This window comes from Campylobacter sp. CNRCH_2016_3089 (assembly GCF_025772505.1).
In the GTDB taxonomy this organism is placed as follows: domain Bacteria; phylum Campylobacterota; class Campylobacteria; order Campylobacterales; family Campylobacteraceae; genus Campylobacter_D; species Campylobacter_D lari_D.
This window is the reverse complement of the sequence record NZ_JAKMSF010000002.1, coordinates 86,754-103,784: the sequence shown is the minus strand read 5'-3', so window position 1 is coordinate 103,784 and position 17,031 is coordinate 86,754. Positions and strand designations below refer to the sequence as shown.

At 28.8% G+C, this 17,031-nt stretch carries 16 protein-coding genes; 10 read left to right on the top strand and 6 right to left on the bottom strand.

Annotated elements, in window-relative coordinates:
- The first annotated feature begins 227 nt into the window (after positions 1-227).
- From L8W69_RS01720 to L8W69_RS01705, 4 genes are all read left to right on the top strand, one after another.
- Entirely contained in the window at positions 228-956 is a 729-nt protein-coding gene (locus tag L8W69_RS01720) for a gluconate 2-dehydrogenase subunit 3 family protein (protein WP_263666281.1), read from the top strand.
- Between the two features lie 3 nt (positions 957-959).
- Positions 960-2,681, top strand: coding sequence for a GMC family oxidoreductase (locus L8W69_RS01715; protein ID WP_263660546.1), 1,722 nt, complete (start codon positions 960-962; stop codon positions 2,679-2,681).
- A 226-nt stretch (positions 2,682-2,907) separates the two neighbouring features.
- The gene (gene rrpA / locus L8W69_RS01710) at positions 2,908-3,237 is read left to right on the top strand and encodes a MarR family transcription factor RrpA (RefSeq protein ID WP_087700365.1); all 330 of its coding nucleotides are present in this window, start codon (positions 2,908-2,910) and stop codon (positions 3,235-3,237) included.
- Positions 3,234-3,686: a lipocalin family protein gene (locus L8W69_RS01705; protein WP_263666280.1), complete on the top strand. Its 453-nt coding sequence runs from the start codon at positions 3,234-3,236 to the stop codon at positions 3,684-3,686. The genes rrpA and L8W69_RS01705 overlap by 4 nt, the downstream gene beginning before the upstream one ends.
- On the opposite strand, the gene L8W69_RS01700 is transcribed toward L8W69_RS01705, so the two are convergent.
- Both L8W69_RS01700 and L8W69_RS01695 read right to left on the bottom strand, forming a co-directional pair.
- Positions 3,683-4,765 carry an NAD(P)-dependent alcohol dehydrogenase gene (locus L8W69_RS01700; RefSeq protein WP_263666279.1) on the bottom strand — a complete coding sequence of 361 codons (1,083 nt, stop codon included), beginning with the start codon at positions 4,763-4,765 and terminating at the stop codon, positions 3,683-3,685. The two genes, L8W69_RS01705 and L8W69_RS01700, sit on opposite strands and share 4 nt — an antisense overlap.
- A gap of 81 nt (positions 4,766-4,846) precedes the next feature.
- A complete protein-coding gene (locus L8W69_RS01695) occupies positions 4,847-5,446 on the bottom strand; it encodes a hypothetical protein (protein ID WP_263666278.1) in 600 nt (199 codons plus the stop codon).
- A gap of 216 nt (positions 5,447-5,662) precedes the next feature.
- Here L8W69_RS01695 and L8W69_RS01690 point away from each other — a divergent pair, with 216 nt between their 5' ends.
- The 5 genes from L8W69_RS01690 (at position 5,663) to L8W69_RS01670 (ending at position 12,194) form a co-directional block, all read left to right on the top strand.
- Positions 5,663-7,915, top strand: coding sequence for an N-6 DNA methylase (locus L8W69_RS01690; RefSeq protein ID WP_263666277.1), 2,253 nt, complete (start codon positions 5,663-5,665; stop codon positions 7,913-7,915).
- The gene (locus tag L8W69_RS01685; RefSeq protein WP_263666276.1) at positions 7,912-8,481 is read left to right on the top strand and encodes a restriction endonuclease subunit S; all 570 of its coding nucleotides are present in this window, start codon (positions 7,912-7,914) and stop codon (positions 8,479-8,481) included. The genes L8W69_RS01690 and L8W69_RS01685 overlap by 4 nt, the downstream gene beginning before the upstream one ends.
- A 384-nt stretch (positions 8,482-8,865) precedes the next feature.
- A complete protein-coding gene (locus L8W69_RS01680) occupies positions 8,866-9,174 on the top strand; it encodes a hypothetical protein (RefSeq protein ID WP_263666275.1) in 309 nt (102 codons plus the stop codon).
- 12 nt (positions 9,175-9,186) lie between these two features.
- Positions 9,187-10,770, top strand: a complete 1,584-nt coding sequence (locus L8W69_RS01675) for a hypothetical protein (RefSeq protein ID WP_263666274.1) — start codon at positions 9,187-9,189, stop codon at positions 10,768-10,770.
- Between the two features lie 158 nt (positions 10,771-10,928).
- Positions 10,929-12,194, top strand: a complete 1,266-nt coding sequence (locus L8W69_RS01670; RefSeq protein ID WP_263666273.1) for a hypothetical protein — start codon at positions 10,929-10,931, stop codon at positions 12,192-12,194.
- Here L8W69_RS01670 and L8W69_RS01665 read toward each other — a convergent pair.
- From L8W69_RS01665 to L8W69_RS01650, 4 genes are read right to left on the bottom strand one after another with little or no spacing between them, the layout of a single operon-like run.
- Positions 12,184-13,365 carry a molybdopterin molybdotransferase MoeA gene (locus tag L8W69_RS01665; protein WP_263666272.1) on the bottom strand — a complete coding sequence of 394 codons (1,182 nt, stop codon included), beginning with the start codon at positions 13,363-13,365 and terminating at the stop codon, positions 12,184-12,186. The two genes, L8W69_RS01670 and L8W69_RS01665, sit on opposite strands and share 11 nt — an antisense overlap.
- A gap of 1 nt (position 13,366) precedes the next feature.
- Positions 13,367-13,813: a molybdopterin synthase catalytic subunit gene (locus L8W69_RS01660; RefSeq protein ID WP_039627992.1), complete on the bottom strand. Its 447-nt coding sequence runs from the start codon at positions 13,811-13,813 to the stop codon at positions 13,367-13,369.
- 3 nt (positions 13,814-13,816) lie between these two features.
- The gene (locus tag L8W69_RS01655) at positions 13,817-14,038 is read right to left on the bottom strand and encodes a molybdopterin synthase, small subunit (RefSeq protein WP_039617593.1); all 222 of its coding nucleotides are present in this window, start codon (positions 14,036-14,038) and stop codon (positions 13,817-13,819) included.
- A gap of 10 nt (positions 14,039-14,048) precedes the next feature.
- Positions 14,049-15,593 carry a multicopper oxidase family protein gene (locus tag L8W69_RS01650; protein ID WP_263666270.1) on the bottom strand — a complete coding sequence of 515 codons (1,545 nt, stop codon included), beginning with the start codon at positions 15,591-15,593 and terminating at the stop codon, positions 14,049-14,051.
- A 145-nt stretch (positions 15,594-15,738) separates the two neighbouring features.
- Between L8W69_RS01650 and nspC the strand changes: the two genes are divergently transcribed.
- Positions 15,739-16,902: a carboxynorspermidine decarboxylase gene (gene nspC / locus L8W69_RS01645; protein WP_263666269.1), complete on the top strand. Its 1,164-nt coding sequence runs from the start codon at positions 15,739-15,741 to the stop codon at positions 16,900-16,902.
- Positions 16,903-17,031 lie beyond the last annotated feature (129 nt).

The following is a 17,031-nucleotide window of genomic DNA, read 5'->3' as shown; positions in this document are numbered from 1 at the left end:
TTTTTATGTTTTTTTAAAATTATAATTTAACTATAACTATATTTCAATGCTGAAGTTTATGTAAGATACTATATTATAAGAAAGTTTAAAACAAATATGTTACTTTTTATGATTGATTTTTTTAAAATAATACAAAAATAGTATTATTTTTTTTATTTAAGACTATATTAAAAAATCAAGGAATAGAATTGATATGATTTGATATTGTCAATAAAAAGGAGGAAGATATGCAAGATAATGTCATTGATCGTAGAAATTTTTTTAAATTAAGTCTTTTAGGTGGTGGCGTGGTTGCTGTTAGCACTATGAGTGGTGGAGCTATATTGCATGCTGCAGAATTAACTCATGCGCACAAGAAAACACAAGGAGGTTCAAATAAAATAAGAGGAAAAATGTTTTTTCAAGTGCAGACTGATTTTGATAATCTAAGTGCAGCATGTGAGAGAATTTATCCAAAAGATGAGCAAGGTGATGGTGCTATAGGCTTAGGCGTACCTTATTTTATTGATAATCAATTAGCTTCAGCTTATGGTTATAATGATAGAGAATACTTACAAGGACCATTTATAGAAGGAATTGCTGAGCAAGGTTATCAAACCCCAATGAAGCGTAATGAGATTTTTTTAGAGGGTGTTAAAGCTTTGGAAATAATATCTCAAAAGCGTTATAAAAAAACTTTTTCATCTTTAAAAGGAGTTGAGCAGGATAAAATTTTAGTTGATTTAGAAAAAAATAAAATCGATTTCATGGGATTTAAATCTTCTGAATTTTTTACTCTTTTAAGGGATATGACAATAGCTGGAGTTTTGTCTGATCCAATTTATGGTGGTAATGATAATAAAAATGGATGGAGAATGATGCAATATCCTGGTGCTCAAATGAGTTATATTGACAAAATTGCAAGTGATGAGTTTTTTGACATAGAGCCTATGAGCTTAGCTGATATGGAGGGATAAATTATGGTAGAAGTATTAAAAAAAGTAGATGTGGTAACAGTAGGAGCTGGTTGGACAGGTGGTATAGTTGCAGCAGAACTTACCAAAGCTGGATTGACTGTCTTGAGCTTAGAGCGTGGTATGATGCAAACTACGGAAAATTTTGCAATGATTCACGATGAGTGGAGATATGGTATTAACTATGGTTTAATGCAAGATTGCTCAAAAGATACAGTAACTTTTCGCCATAATGTCAATGGTTTGGCCTTACCATATAGAAAAATGGGATCTTTTTTACTTGGAAGTAATGTTGGTGGTGCAGGGGTGCATTGGAATGGTTGGACCTTTAGATTTTTACCTTATGATTTTGAGATTAAAACAAAAAGTTTTGAAAGATATGGTAATAAATTAGGTGATGATTATACCTTGCAAGATTGGGGTTTAACCTATAAAGATATGGAACCTTATTATGATAAGTTTGAAAAAACCTGTGGAATTTGTGGAGAAGAAAACCCACTTGCTGAAAAAATGGGTTTGTTTAGATCAAGTCCTTATCCGCAAGAACCTTTAGAAAATACTAAAATGCTTAAACGCTTCGAAAAAGCTGCAAAAGAAATGAAATTACATCCATTTAGATTACCTGCGGCTAATTCAAAAGGCGGTTATACTAATCCAGATGGTCAAGATCTAGCCCCATGTCAATATTGTGCTTATTGTGAGCGTTTTGGTTGTGAGTATGGTGCTAAGGCTAGTCCTATTAATACTGTCATACCTAAAGCCATGAGTACAGGAAAATATACTATAAGAACTCATAGTAATGTTATAGAAATACTAAAAAAAGATGGCAAAGCTACAGGAGTTAGGTTTGTAGATACTAGAACTATGAAAGAGTATATTCAGCCAGCAGATATTGTAGTGCTTACAAGCTATATGTTTAACAATGCTAAGCTTTTAATGGTAAGTGGTATAGGTGAGCAATACGATCCAAATACAGGCAAAGGTACTTTAGGTAAAAACTATTGTTATCAAATCAATATGGGAACAACAGCATTTTTTGATGAGCAATTTAATACATATATGGGTTCAGGTGCTTTGGGTACAACTTGCGATGATTATAATGGGGATAATTTTGATCACTCAAAAGAGAAGTTTTTACACGGAGCTATGATTTATAGTGTGCAACTTGGAAATCGCCCTATCCAATCAGCTCCTCTGCCAAAAGGAACTCCAAGCTGGGGAGCTGAATTTAAAAAAGCTTTAAACTATAATTTTACAAGAGCCATTACAGTGGGAGGGCAAGGCGCATCTTTACCACATAAAAGTAACTATTTGAGTTTAGATCCAACCTATAAAGATGCTTTTGGAACGCCACTTGTAAGACTTACTTATAATTTTACAGATCAAGATCGTGCTTTGCATAAATTTATAACAGATAAAACAGCTGAAGTAGCTAAAAAAATGCAAGGAGTGAGATCAATTAAAAAAGGAACTTATTTAAAAGATTATAGTATTGTGCCTTATCAATCTACACATAATACGGGTGGAACTACTATGGGTGCTGATCCTCGAACAAGTGTTGTTAATACTTATTTGCAACATTGGGATATGGATAATCTTTTTGTTGTGGGTGCAGGAAATTTTCAGCACAATAGCGGATATAATCCTACTGATACAGTTGGAGCTTTGGCTTATCGTTGTGCAGAGGGTATTTTAAAATATCATAAAAATGATAGACAATTAGTATAGATATATGTGAAGCATTTTGCTTCACATATTATTTTTCACTACTATCTTTTTCTTTTTTCTTTTTCCATAAATGAAGCGCAGCCCTGCATGCCCCACCAACAATAGCAGCAATGATAAGATTTGTGATGAAATACATCGAAACCATTTTTAATTTGTTTTCATTTTGATAAAAAATGATTTTGGATTATAATATAAAAAAGCATGATGCTATATAAAAGGAAAGTATATGGAAGAAAAGTGCGATTTTACGGAATGCGGATTTAATTATACTTTATCTTTGATTTCGGGAAAGTATAAGATGAGCGTTTTGTACTGTTTATTTCGCTATGAAGTAGTAAGATATAATGAACTTAAAAGATATCTTGGTAATATTTCTTTTAAGACTTTAACACATACTTTAAGAGAGCTTGAAAATGATGATTTAATCACGCGTAAAGAATACCCACAAATCCCTCCAAAAGTAGAATACCGTCTTGCTAAAAAAGGTCAAAGTTTAATTCCTATTTTACAAGCGATGTGTGATTGGGGAGAGGCAAATCAAAAGGAAGAAAAATGATAGAATTATTAGATGGTATAAATTTAGAAAAATACATGGGTACATGGTTAGAAATGGCTAGAAAACCTGCATTTTTTCAAAAAACTTGTAAAAGTGCTAAGGCAGAATATGAGCTAGAGTATGAAGGCTCTACGCCTATAATTAAAGTCAAAAATATATGCACTAAAGAAAATGGAGAAATCTCTCAAGCAAATGGCAAAGCCAGGGTAAAATCACCAAGAGCTTTAGTGGTTAAATTTAGTATTTTTATGAATGTTTTTAACAAGCCAAATTATGAGATTATTTACATTGATACAAATTATCAAGTTTCTATTGTAGGTAGTCCTGATAAAAAATATCTTTGGATTTTATCAAGAGAGATTTTAGCAAAAGAGCAAATAAACTCTTTGCTTGAAATAGCCAAACAAAGAGGTTTTGACACTAGTGATGTGATTTTTGATGAGTATTAATCCTGCTCACTCATATCGATTACATAGCGGAATTTGGCTTTTCCTGAAGTGAGGTTTTCATAAGCTTTGTCAATCTCGCTTGGTTTGATGAGTTCAATTTCAGGATAAATTCCATGTTCTAAAGAAAAATCAAGCATTTCTTGAGTTTCTTTAATGCCCCCAATAAGCGAGCCATATACTTTTTTACCTGCTTTATGTACAAAGTGAATGATGTTAATGCTAGGGCTTACTTCATGTGGAGGTAATCCTACTATAGCCATCTCACCACCAAATTTTAATAAATCCATATAAGCTAGCGGATCATAAGGGGTCGGTATGGTAGAGATGATGAGGTCAAATCTTTCTTTTACCGCACTTTTATCTGTACTAGTATAAAAATTACTCACACCCATAACTAAAGCTTGTGCTTTTTTGTTTTCATTTCTTGCAAAAACACTCACTTTTGCACCCATTTTCACAGCATATTTTACTGCCATCATACCAAGCCCACCAAATCCTGCTACGGCTACGCTTGAGCCTTCTTTAATATTTGAAAATTTAAGCGGTGAGTAGGTAGTAATACCCGCACACAGCAAAGGCGCCACTTTGTCAAGCGGTGCATTTTTTGGTACATTGATAGCAAATTTTTCACTTACTACGATGTTGTTTGAGTAACCTCCATAGGTGTTTTCATTATCATGAAATACATCTTTGCAGTTATAAGTGTAGATGGTTTTACCATTTTCGCAAAATTGCTCTTGAGATTTTTTGCATGCTTCGCACTCTCCGCATGAGTTTACCATGCACCCAACCCCAGCAAAATCACCTACTTTAAATTTACTCACATTTTCACCCACTGCGATAACTTCTCCTGCTATCTCATGGCCAGGTACGCAAGGGTAGGTTACTTCGCCCCATTCGCTTCTTGCGGTGTGTATGTCACTATGACAAATTCCTGCGTATTTGATAGCGATTAAGATGTCGTTTTTACCTACTTTATGGCGTGTGAATTCAAAAGGTGTAAATTTAGAATCCTTGCTAAGCATGGCATAACCTTTACTTTTAACACGACCATTTTCTAAAAAGATTTTTGAGTCCATTTTCTCTCCTTTGTGGTTTTTGGTTTGATTTTTATGGTATAATTATTTAATTTTTAAAATTACTATAAAAACTTGAATATATTACGCTTTATTATTTTGTTTTTTATAATTTCTTGGAAATGCAACTTTGCCTAATTGCCATAAATATTTATCAATTTCTTTTATGTTAAAATTATTTAGTTTATAATAAGTAATAAATTCATTTATAATATTACAAAATATCTCATAATTTTTCAAATTAAACTCAGAGTCATAAAAATTATCTTTTTTTTGAAAATATGTTATTAGTTTGTCTACATAATAATCATATATAGGGAAAATTAAAGGTTTATGATGCGAGCAATATTTACTAGCAAAAGAATAAAAATTTTTATTTACTCCATTTATTTTAATATTTGCTATTTTACTAACTAAAGTTAAATCCCCATTTTCTAAACCTTCATCAATTTTTAAATTTTTTATATGTTTAGCAACTGGAAAAATTGAAAAAATATTAGTGCTGTAAAAATCATTTAATGATGATGCTTTTATCAAAATATCATCTATATCATTATTTTTTGGATAAGTTTTTGTAAATAATTTTTTTAATGCTTTTTCTTGTAAATCATAGTGCTCATTTAATTTAAGATAATTTTGTACTTCTTGTAAATTTGGTCTATTTATTTTAATTTGTGGAGTCATTTTCGTCCTTTTTATTTTGAGATATTTTAGCTAAAAATGATAAAATAAGAGCAAGGATGTTTGTGTTATACTATTTCAAAGATTAAAAATAAGATTAAATAACTCATAGGTTTAAATAAATTAACTTTATTAAAATGTGTTTGTTTTATAATTTATTTCGCATATTTATATAAAATATATTTTATATTAATGATAGTTTTTATTTAAAGGATTTATATGGATATTTTAGAAGTTCAATATAACAAAGAAGGTAAAATATATTCTCATATTAGAAAAAAATACTTAGTTGCAACTCCAGAAGAAAAAGTTAGACAAGAATTTGTATGTAGATTAGTAAATGAATATAAATATAAAATAGAACAATTAGATGAAGAGTTATCGACAAAAGAAGGCAAGGGAAGCGTAAGGGCTGATATAGTTATATGGAAAAGTATAGAAGAAAAACAAAACAACAATACTCCATTAATTATTGTTGAGTGTAAGGCAGATTATATTCACATAAATGAAAAAGATTATGATCAAGGCGAAAGTTACGCAAGAATATTAGATGCTAAATTTTTTGTTACTCATAATAATTACGAAACTAGATTTTGGAGAATTTTAAAAGACAAAGTGCCAGGATATAGACAAGAGATATCAAATATACCATCAAATGGAGCTGATGAAAAAACAATAGAACAGCTTTATAAAGATTTATTAGTTTTTAAAGAAGATGAATTTGCAAATATGCTTCATAAATGCCACAATATTATAAGAAATATAGAAAAACTAGATCCAGCAGCTGCATTTGATGAAATAGCTAAAATTTTATTTATGAAAGTTTATGTTGAAAGAATGCTTTTAAAAGGACAAAATAAAAAGTTTAATCAAGAATACATTAAAGAAGCTAGAAAGTATAATGCAAATCCTATTGAAAATTATTTTGATGGTGCTAAGAAAGAATTTGCAAAAGATAAAATTTTTAAAAAAGATGAAAAGATTAATTTAAAAGAACATACTATATTAAAAATTATAGAAGAACTAGAAAGATATAATTTATCTTTAACCTCGGCAGATGTAAAAGGCATAGCATTTGAAAAGTTTTTAGGAAGAACTTTTCGTGGTGAAATAGGTCAATTTTTTACACCTAGAAGTGTAGTTGAGTTTATGGTAGATATGATAGACCCTAAAGAAGGTGAAATCTCTTGTGATCCTGCTAGTGGTAGTGGCGGATTTTTAATTAGGATATTTAGCAAGGTTAGAGAAATTATACAAAAAGATATAAAAAATCAATATGAAGCATGGAAAAAAGACAATATTAAAGACCTAGAAAATCCAACAAGCGAAGAAGCAAGTAAGCTTACAGAAAAATTTGAAGAGCTAAAAAAAGAGTTAAGTTTAGACAATAAAGATTCTCGTATATATAAGCTTTCAAATTTTTGTATATATGGAGTAGATGCAAACGATAGAATGGCTAGAACATCTAAAATGAATATGATAATGCACGGTGATGGTCACGGCGGCATACATCATCACAATGGGCTTTTAAATATAAATGGAGTATTTGAAAATCAATTTGACATCATCCTTACAAATCCACCTTTTGGCTCACAAGTAGAAGAAAGTGATGTGATTCAAGAAAGTGATACTTGGCTTACTAAAACAGAGCAAGGAGAATTGATAGCAAAAGAAGGTTATGAAGAGTATATAAAACAATACTACGATTTATATGGGGAAGAAAGATATAAAAACACTCAGCTTAAAATTATAGATAATATTGGAAAGCCAATAGCTTCATTGTTTAAACTCAAAGAAAATCTAAAAAGTGATAAAACAGAACATTTATTTATAAATAGGTGTATAGATTTACTTAAACCAAATGGAAGATTAGGCATTGTTTTACCTGAGGGGGTGTTTAATACGCCAAATGCTGAATATGTAAGAAAATTTGTAGAAGGAAGAGCCTTTTTAAGAGCTGTTATATCGCTACCAGTAGAAACATTTTTAAGCTCTAAAGCCAGTGTTAAATGCTCAATTTTATTTATTCAAAAATTTGATGAAGTTTCGCAGCAAAAGTGGAATAATTTAATCCCTGAACACACAGAAAAATTAAAATTAAAACATGGAGCAGTTATAGATAAGCTTAATGAAATTATAAATTATCGTAAAACCAAATGTGAAAAAACACCTTTATATACAAATGATGATAAAAAACAAGCTAAAAAAGATTTAAAAGATTTAGAAAATCAAATTATAGAAGAAGCGTATCAAAAAGCAAAAAATGATTTTGATTATCCTATTTTTATGGCAGAAGCTGAGGCAGTTGGAATTACTAGCACAGGCGAAACTGGAGAAGGTGTTAAAAATGAATTAATGGACATTATAGAAAAAGATGAAAACACAGGAAAAGAAAAAATAATAGAAAAAGGTATAAATACATACTTTAAAGAATTTTTAAAAAACAATAGTGTAGTTTGGGGTAAAAAATGAGTAAAACAAAAATTGTTGATTTTAAAGATTTATCAAGATGGGATGTTGGCTATTTTTTAGGAAATCATGCAATAAAAACTAATTTCAAGCTTGAATTATTGGGAAAAATTTTATTTCCAAGAAAAGAAAAAATTACTCCGAATAATTACGATGGTTTTACGCCTATAGTAGCAAAAATACCTTTTAATTCTTCAACTATAGAATATAGAAAAGAACCCAAAACAAAAATGGATATGTATGCAGTTTATAAAAATGATTTATTGGTATCAAATATAAATTTTCACCAAGGTGCAATAGCTATAGCAAACAAAGATAAAGTTTATGCTTCAACACACTATCAGCCATATATAATCAACGATACAATGACAATGAAAGAATATTTAATAATAATATTACAACATAAAGAATTTCAAAATTATGTAGTAACAAAAAAAATTAAAGGAATAAAAACGGAATCAAATTATAAATTTATAAAAGATTTGCAAATTCCATTACCACCATTAGAAATTCAAAAAGAAATAGTCACAAAACTTCAAACTATTAAAAATAAAATTAAAGAATTATAACTTGAAGAAGAAAAAAACAAAAAAGATATTGAAGCATATGTATATATAGCACTTGGGCTTAAAAAACCAAAAGAAACAGCAAAGGAAAAAATCTTTACTGTATCTTTTAAAAATTTAAGTAGATGGGACATTACACATAACCAAGGTAGTGATAAAATTGATCTAAGTAAAAGTAATTATCCATTAATCGAGTTAAAGAACATATTAGATTACGAACTGCCTAAAAAATATATAGTATCAAGTACAAATTATAGTGATAATTTTACCACTCCTGTTCTTACAGCTGGTAAAACTTTTATATTAGGATATACGGATGAGGATTTTGGCATATTTAACAATCCACCTGTAATTATATTTGATGATTTTACAACAGCAATTCAATTTGTGGATTTTAATTTTAAAGTAAAGTCTGATGCTTTAAAAATACTAAAGATTAGAGATAATACTAAAATAAATATAAAATTTTTATATGAAGTCTTAAAAATTATTAAAATAGATATAAGTAAAGCTCATAGACGCTATTATTTAAGCTCTTATCAATATTTAAAAATACCACTTCCACCAATTGAAATCCAAAATAAAATAATTGAAGAGCTAGAGCAAAAATATGAAAAAATAGAAGAAAATAAACAAAAAGCTAAAAAACTTGAACAAGACTTATATCTAGAGGTAGAAAAGATTATAATAAAATAAAAAGGAATTAATATGATTAAGCTATATGGAATTAGAGAAATCCTTGGAGTTTGTGAAGAAGTAAAGGAGGTGCCAAAAGATTTAATAGAACTTGCAAAAACTAAAAATTTTCGTTTTGATAATACAGAAAAATATAAAAAAATAAAACCTCTTGTAGCTAAAAATGGAATAGAAGTTTTTAGAGGTTTTACCGATATAAAAACAATTGCTCAAATATCAAAAACCAATGAAGAATTTCAAAGAGATATTGACGAAAATCATAGAAATAAAATCGTAAGTTATGTAAATAAGTCTTCTAAAAGTGACATATACTTTCCTGAAGTAACTTTATTATATTCATATGATGTAAGTAAAAATTTAGATGAGCTAGAATGCTTGGATTATACTATAAAAGATTTAAAACAAATAAATTCAATGGAAACAGCTGCAACTATGAGAACTTTTGGTTTTGCAGTTTTTAAATTTGATATAGAAAAAGATAAAAAATTATATAGGTTAGATGGAAATCATAGAATAGAAGCATTGTCATTAATAGCAGAAGAAGGTGAAAATCGAATGATTTCTTTTTGTATTTTATTTGTTCCTAAGAACGAAAAATATTCTCAAGAGCATCTATATTTTTATTTATTAAATTCAAAGGCACTACCAGTTACCTCAAATAAAATTTTTGACTTAGTTACAAAAGCAGACGCTAATGTATTAAAAGAATTTATAGAATCTGATCAATTATTAAATACCCTAAAAAACACACAAGAAGCATGGAGAGATTTAAATGAAGAAGAAAAACAGATTTTAATCTCTGTAATCAATGAAATATTGAATCAAAAATTTGATCAAAGCATTGTAAATATTATAAAAGATGCCATATATAAATACTGCGAATATAAACATGATAACAACATTAAATGTAGTCTATTAGGTGCCATATGTTATCTTAAATATAAATATGATAGATTAGAAATTTTTAATAAACAACTTAAATTGTTCAATAAATGGATAAAAAAATTTAATTACAATTTAGATAATTTTAAAAATTTTGCCGATTTATATGAAAGTTTTAATTCATATATAAAAACACTAGAAAGAGTAAAACATATTTTTGTTGCTATGGAATATAATGAAATATATATTAATCAATATAAAGATTCTATAGAAAAATCAATTCATAGAATTCAAGGTATAAATAAACTCCATAACTTTAATCTAATGGAGATTATGAATGAAAAAAAAGATGATAATATAATAGAAAAGATATTTGAAAATATAGAGAAAGCAGATATTATTATAGTTGATTGTAGCACCAATAATAGTAATGTTTTATATGAATATGGTTTTGCAAAAGGATTAAAAAATAAGCATATTATACTAGTACATAATGAAAATTGGAGAAAAAACACTATAGATAAACTAACACAAATTCAACATAAAGATGATTATATAAATAGAATAATTAATAATTTAAAACAAGGATGTTTTGATATCAAAGTAAATAAAATAAATAAATGGACTAATCAAATAGATCTTGAAGATATATTAGAAAAAGAATTAAAAGCTTATATCGCAGATAATAACTATAATATTTTAGATAATGACTAGTATAATAACTCGTGAAGTAGAAGAGATTTTAAATGATTTAAAACAAAATCAAGAAAAAGCTAAAGTGCTATTGACAGGTATTTTAAAAATTATAAGATAAACTAGGTTAAAATAATCTATATAATATAAAAATTTGAATTATTTTTGAAAGAGAATTTATGAAAAATCAACAAAAAATTACTAGAAATATTAAAATTCTTGCTCTTATGAGTTTAATTTGTAGCATGTTGGCCATAATGCCATTATTTGCTATAACGGCTTTTATTTTATTTATTATCGTTTTAAATAAACTCGAAGTTCACGCAGGTGCTAAGGAATTATTAAGTAATTTTTTTATTACCATGTTCATAAATTTAACCTTCTTTTTATTTTCTGTTTTGATTTTGCATCCAACTGGTTATATAAGTTTTGAACATACAGTAGCGATAATTGCAATATGTATGATTATTAATTGTTTATTATCTTATAAATTTACTAAGAATATATTTTATGAAATTGCAAGAGTAACGCATCAAAAATATTTTATTAAAGCTTTTAATCTATTTTTTATAGGTTTGTTGATACTTGTTGTAAGTATAAATATAGGCTTATTTTTGTTTCATTTAAATATTGAAATTTCTTTTTTTTATATATATGATGTGCTTTCAAATCAAGCAAATAAAGGTAATACTTTATTTTTAATTGGTGCTCCAATCTTAATTTTTATAGCAGTTTCATTTTTAATTACAGGATTTATTTACCATGCTTTAGCTTGGCTAAATTTTGAAAGTTTTGATGAAGAAATAAAAGAAAATTATGCAACAACGACTCAAGGATTAAAGCTTATTAAAATTACAATGATTCTTGCTTGTGTGTTTCCTTTCATCACCTATCTTTGGGTTTTTATTATGTTTGTTCTTGATGATTTTTCATCTGGTATAATTTTTCCTCTTGAAATAGTTTTAATTATTTTAGGATGCTTTTTTTGTATATTTTCTTTTGTATCTATCATTCTGCTTTGCAAAAAGATAAAATCATACAAATTATTATTGTTTTTTACTTTATGGATGATTTCTTATTTGTGTTATTTTATAGAGTTAATAATGATGTTAAAGTTATTTGGTATTGTATCAATTTTAAATACTATATCGGCATTTTTCTTTTTTAAAGAACTAGTCAAAATTAGTGGAATGAAAATCTTTTTTGTGTTTTATATGTATTTATTTACCCATAATGTCTATTTTTTGTTTATCAAAAATAATATGTTTGTAACTTTTAATTTTGATTTAAGTAGTTTTATAAAAGTTTATTTAAAAGGTTTTATGATGTTTTTTGATCTAGAAAAATTTATTTATCCTAGTGTTGGTTTTATCTATATCTATATCATCATTCTTTTTATTATTGCTTGGAGTAGGTTGAAGATAAAAATTATGCCTAAGGCATAAAAATTATATCCACCAAATCATTTTCTTTTATATCATCATTTGCTATCATTAATGTAGCTTTGTGGTTAAGGTTGTTGATGATGGCACTTGAGCCTTGTTTTTTGCCTTTTAAATTGGCATAAATTTTTCCATCTTTAAATTCCACATTACAAGCTACAAATTCTAAATGCGAACTTTTTTTCTTATAGTCAGTATTTGCAAATGCTTTAAATATATAGTCTTTTTCTTGTAAAAGCCAAGCATTTAAAAGTTCTCTTACATATAAATTAAACATCACCATAGCCGAGTATGGAAAACCCGGTAGAGCAAAGATGAATTTATCTTCAAATTTGGCTATTTTGATGTGTTTGCCAGGTTTTACATCGACTTTATCTAAGATGATTTCATACTCTTTAACAGCTTGCTTTAAAAAGTCAAAATCCCCCATGGAAACTCCACCAGTGGTAACTAAAATATCACACGCATTAAGTGCTTGTTTTAAAACACTTGGAGTTTTTTGCATATCATCTTTTAAAAGTGGAAAAATTCTAGCTTCAGCACCAAGTTTTTTTGCCATATTAGCTATGGCTACATGGTTTGATGAGCGAATTTGTGCGGGGTGTTCTAAGCTTTCGCCTAAGTCTTTGATCTCACTTCCACTACTTAGCACACCTATGATAGGTCTAGCAAAAACACTAATGTGAAAATATCCAAGCTCAGCTAAAAGTGCTATCTCGCTATAGCCTAGCTTTGTGCCTTTTGTGAGTAAAATTTCGCCCTCGGTGTAGCTCTCGCCCACCTTTCTCACAGCAAAGCCTTGTGGAACTTTTTCTTTTATATAAATCACATCATTTTTAACTTCAACTTTTTCCACAGGCACTAAGGTATCACAACCTTCACTCATCAAAGAGCCTGTAAAGGTTTTAACACATTCTTTATTTTGTATTTTAAAGCTTGGGAAAATTCCAGCAGGTACTTCGCCTATGATAGACAAAGGCTCATTTTGTTCGCTAAATTTAATCGCATAGCCATCCATAGAAGCAGTAGGAAATTGAGGGTTGTTAGTAGAAGCTTTGATGTCTATGGCTAAAATTCTATCTAAGCACTGTGTTAAAGCGATGTTTTCTATCTTTTCATATGCTTGTATGTGTGAATGAAGTATGTCTAAACTTTGGCTATAAGAAGTTAGCATTTTAGTCCTTAGTGCTTAAAATTCCTGCTCCTTGAAGTTTCAAAGAGCGTTCTTTGGCATAAATTTTTTCGCCATTAATGATATCATATTTCCATATAGGTGCGCTTGCTTTAAAATCTTCTACAAAATCATTAATTAACTTAAGTCCTAATTTTCTTTGCTTGCTTAAAACCCCAGCAAAATAAGAACTCTCATGCACTTTAACCTCACCGATAGAGTGAGCAAACATCAAGCTTACATTTTCATTTGCAAGTTTTTGGCACCATTTTTCAAACCAAGTTTTTAATAAAGGCTCATATATATCAAAACTTAAAGCCTCAATCTCATCTTCAGCCCTCACTATACCGCAAAATGTGATTAAAGCTCCGCAGTTTTTATCTTTAGCATATTCATACCATCTAGCATAAATGCTAGGAATTTCTAAGGCTCCTTGATGTAATTCAAACATAACTCATCCTCCACAAACCGGTGGTAATAAACAAATTTTATCCCCATCTTTTAAGGTAGTTTCATCATCAAAAACCATTTCATCATTTAAAGCAACTGCACAAAGTTCAAGCCATTCTTTTAAGCTTTCATCTTGCCCTAAAATTGCTTTTAATTCTTTAAGATTACTTACATTTAGTTCTAAGCTTTCTTTGTTAATTGGCCCTAGAAATTCAACTTTTACCATTTTTTTACCTTTATTCTTTGATTTCTAAAATTCCCATCATTCCAAGATCTTCATGCTCTAAAATATGGCAGTGAAACATTCTAATACCGGTAAATTTTTGACTCATTCTAAGTCTTAATTCTTCTCCAGGTCTTACATTAATCGTATCTTGCAATGCTCTGAATTTTGCTTTTGTTATTTTACCCTTAAATTTAGAAGATATGAGTTCAAATTGTGTTCCATGTATATGGAAAGGATGATCCATATGCGATTTGTTTTTTATTACCCATTCTTCTACTTCATTTAATTTTGAGGTTAAATCTGTTCTATTCATATCAAATGTTTTACCATTGATTAAAAACATAGAGGCAAGGCTTTTTTTGATTTCTTCTTCACTTTTTTTACTAATACCATGCATTTGCATATGATCTTCGCTCATAATCACTTCTTTAAAGCTTGTAGCTTCTTTTAAAGGTGGAAATTCTCGTAGCTTTTCAGGTATGTTTTCTATAGTTTTTTCTACTTTAAGATCAGCCAACATAAGAGTGTAAGGTTCTTCTTTAACAAGCATTTTATCGCGGTCATAATAAGTACTTTCAAGTTTAAATTCACCCTTACTTGCTTTGATTAGCACTTCTACTCTTGAAGCAGGACTTAAAAATAATTCATCTAATTCAACACCTTTTTCTATAAGCCCTCCATCAGTTCCTACTAAAATAAATTTAGCACCTTTAATGCGTAAATTTAAATATCTTGCCGCACAAAAATTATAAATACGAATTCTTTGAGCTTTGTCAAGTGTTATTTTTGGTTTTAATTGTCCATTGATAAGAACTAAATTTCCTTCTCTACCATTTAGCCAATCAAATAAATTATTATCGGGAATTTGTGCGTTTTCATCTAAACGCAAATCACTAATCACCCAATCTTGTTCTTGTAAATGCGACAACGCGTCTTTTTTGGCTTTTACTACAAATACCCCTGCTAAGCCTTTATAAACTTGCTTTGCTGTGGTGTAGTGTGGGTGTGGATGATACCAGTAAGTTCCTGCTGAATTTTCTCCAAGTTTAAAGCGATAAATTCTTTCTCTACCAGGCATGATAGGATCGTGTGGGTTGCCATCTTGCTCAGGTGGTATGTCAAGTCCATGCCAGTGGATAGTAGTTGGCTCTTTTAAACTATTTTTTACCAAAATTTCTACAGTATCACCTTCATAAACTTCTATTTTAGGTCCAGGTATAGAGCCATTATAAGTAAAGCATTTTGTTTTTTTACCTTTAACAAGCTCTATTTGACTTTCTTTGATTTCTATACTTGATCTAAAGAAATTTTTCTTTGCACTTGTGTTTTTTAGAAGTTTTAAATTTGCTAATGTTTGTCCGCTAGGAAAGTCTTTTTCATCGAGTAGTTTAATGTTTGGATTTTCTAGTTTGATAAAAGAAGTATCGATTTCTTTTGTATCTTTTTGTGTATGTTTTGAGTGCATATTATGATGAGAATGATCCCCCATTGCATAAGCACTGCTAATACTTGCTAAACCTAAAGCATTAAATTTTAAAAATAACCTTCTATCCATTAAATTTTTACTCCTAAATTAATTTTGATTTGGATTTTGATTATAGCTATTATTTGATTAATGATTGTAAATTATAAAAACAAGATATAATTTTAATATGATTTGTTATACAAGTGGTTTTAAATCAAAAAATTAAGGACAAATAATGCTAATTAAAAATCATTTAGATAAAGACTTTCAGACTCCTGCTTATATTTTAGAAGAAGACAAGCTTAGAAAAAATTGTGAGCTTTTGGCTAAAGTGAGTGAGCAAAGTGGAGCAAAAGTCTTGCTTGCTCTAAAGGGTTTTGCTTTTTCAGGTGCTATGGATATAGTGGGTGAGTATCTATCAGGTTGTACTTGCAGTGGGCTTTGGGAAGCTAAATTCGCAAAAGAATATATGAACAAAGAAATTCATACTTTTTCGCCTGCTTTTAAAGATGATGAAATAGATGAAATCATAGATCTTTCACACCATATAGTATTTAATTCTTTTAATCAGTTTAAAAAATTTAAAGACAAAGCAAGTAAAAAGTCTCTTGGTTTGCGTTGTAATCCAGAGCTTTCAGTGGCTCCAAAAGAACTTTATAATCCTTGTGGTAGATTTTCAAGATTAGGAATTCGTGCGATTGATTTTGAAAATGAAGATTTAAGTGCTTTAAGTGGGCTTCATTTTCATGCTTTGTGTGAAGAAAGTGCGCATTCTTTAGAGCTTGTGTTAAATGCTTTTGAGGCTAAATTTTCAAAATTTATTAAAAATATAAAATGGGTTAATTTTGGTGGAGGCCATCATATTACTAAAGAAGGTTATGACACGCAAAAACTAATTGATCTTTGTAAAAAATTTAGCGATAAATACGGTGTGCAAGTGTATCTTGAGCCAGGTGAGGCTGTGGGTTGGCAGTGTGGGACTTTAGTTGCAAGTGTAATAGATATAGTAGAAAATGAGAAAAAAATAGCTATTTTAGATACTTCAAGCGAAGCTCATATGCCAGATACTATCATTATGCCTTATACAAGCGAGGTTTTAAATGCTAGAATTTTATCAAGTCGTGATGGACAAAATTACAGCGAGTTAAAAGAAAATGAATTTGCTTATTTACTTGGTGGCAATACTTGCTTAGCAGGGGATATCATGGGTGAGTATGCTTTTAATCAAGAGTTAAAAATAGGACAAAAAATAGTATTTTTAGATCAAATTCATTATTCCATAGTTAAAAACACTACTTTTAATGGAGTAAGACTTCCAAATTTAATGTTCTTAGATAAGAATGAAAATTTATCTATGATAAGAGAGTTTTGTTATGAAAATTATTCAAAAAGAAACTAAAAATTGAGTTTTTTTGTAGTTTTTTGCAAATTTATGTTTTTTAAATAAAACTTTTTTTAAAATAAAAATGGAAACTGAAAATTAACAAAACTACAATGCTAAGCTTTTTCTAGCGTGTAATGTTTAGGA

What these genes read in the sequence shown, in the direction of transcription:
- L8W69_RS01720 (WP_263666281.1), top strand. Translation starts at nt 228, where the DNA reads ATGCAAGATAATGTCATTGATCGTAGAAATTTTTTTAAATTAAGTCTT.
- L8W69_RS01715 (WP_263660546.1), top strand. Translation starts at nt 960, where the DNA reads ATGGTAGAAGTATTAAAAAAAGTAGATGTGGTAACAGTAGGAGCTGGT.
- rrpA (WP_087700365.1), top strand. Translation starts at nt 2,908, where the DNA reads ATGGAAGAAAAGTGCGATTTTACGGAATGCGGATTTAATTATACTTTA.
- L8W69_RS01705 (WP_263666280.1), top strand. Translation starts at nt 3,234, where the DNA reads ATGATAGAATTATTAGATGGTATAAATTTAGAAAAATACATGGGTACA.
- L8W69_RS01700 (WP_263666279.1), bottom strand. Translation starts at nt 4,765, where the DNA reads ATGGACTCAAAAATCTTTTTAGAAAATGGTCGTGTTAAAAGTAAAGGT.
- L8W69_RS01695 (WP_263666278.1), bottom strand. Translation starts at nt 5,446, where the DNA reads ATGACTCCACAAATTAAAATAAATAGACCAAATTTACAAGAAGTACAA.
- L8W69_RS01690 (WP_263666277.1), top strand. Translation starts at nt 5,663, where the DNA reads ATGGATATTTTAGAAGTTCAATATAACAAAGAAGGTAAAATATATTCT.
- L8W69_RS01685 (WP_263666276.1), top strand. Translation starts at nt 7,912, where the DNA reads ATGAGTAAAACAAAAATTGTTGATTTTAAAGATTTATCAAGATGGGAT.
- L8W69_RS01675 (WP_263666274.1), top strand. Translation starts at nt 9,187, where the DNA reads ATGATTAAGCTATATGGAATTAGAGAAATCCTTGGAGTTTGTGAAGAA.
- L8W69_RS01670 (WP_263666273.1), top strand. Translation starts at nt 10,929, where the DNA reads ATGAAAAATCAACAAAAAATTACTAGAAATATTAAAATTCTTGCTCTT.
- L8W69_RS01665 (WP_263666272.1), bottom strand. Translation starts at nt 13,365, where the DNA reads ATGCTAACTTCTTATAGCCAAAGTTTAGACATACTTCATTCACACATA.
- L8W69_RS01660 (WP_039627992.1), bottom strand. Translation starts at nt 13,813, where the DNA reads ATGTTTGAATTACATCAAGGAGCCTTAGAAATTCCTAGCATTTATGCT.
- L8W69_RS01655 (WP_039617593.1), bottom strand. Translation starts at nt 14,038, where the DNA reads ATGGTAAAAGTTGAATTTCTAGGGCCAATTAACAAAGAAAGCTTAGAA.
- L8W69_RS01650 (WP_263666270.1), bottom strand. Translation starts at nt 15,593, where the DNA reads ATGGATAGAAGGTTATTTTTAAAATTTAATGCTTTAGGTTTAGCAAGT.
- nspC (WP_263666269.1), top strand. Translation starts at nt 15,739, where the DNA reads ATGCTAATTAAAAATCATTTAGATAAAGACTTTCAGACTCCTGCTTAT.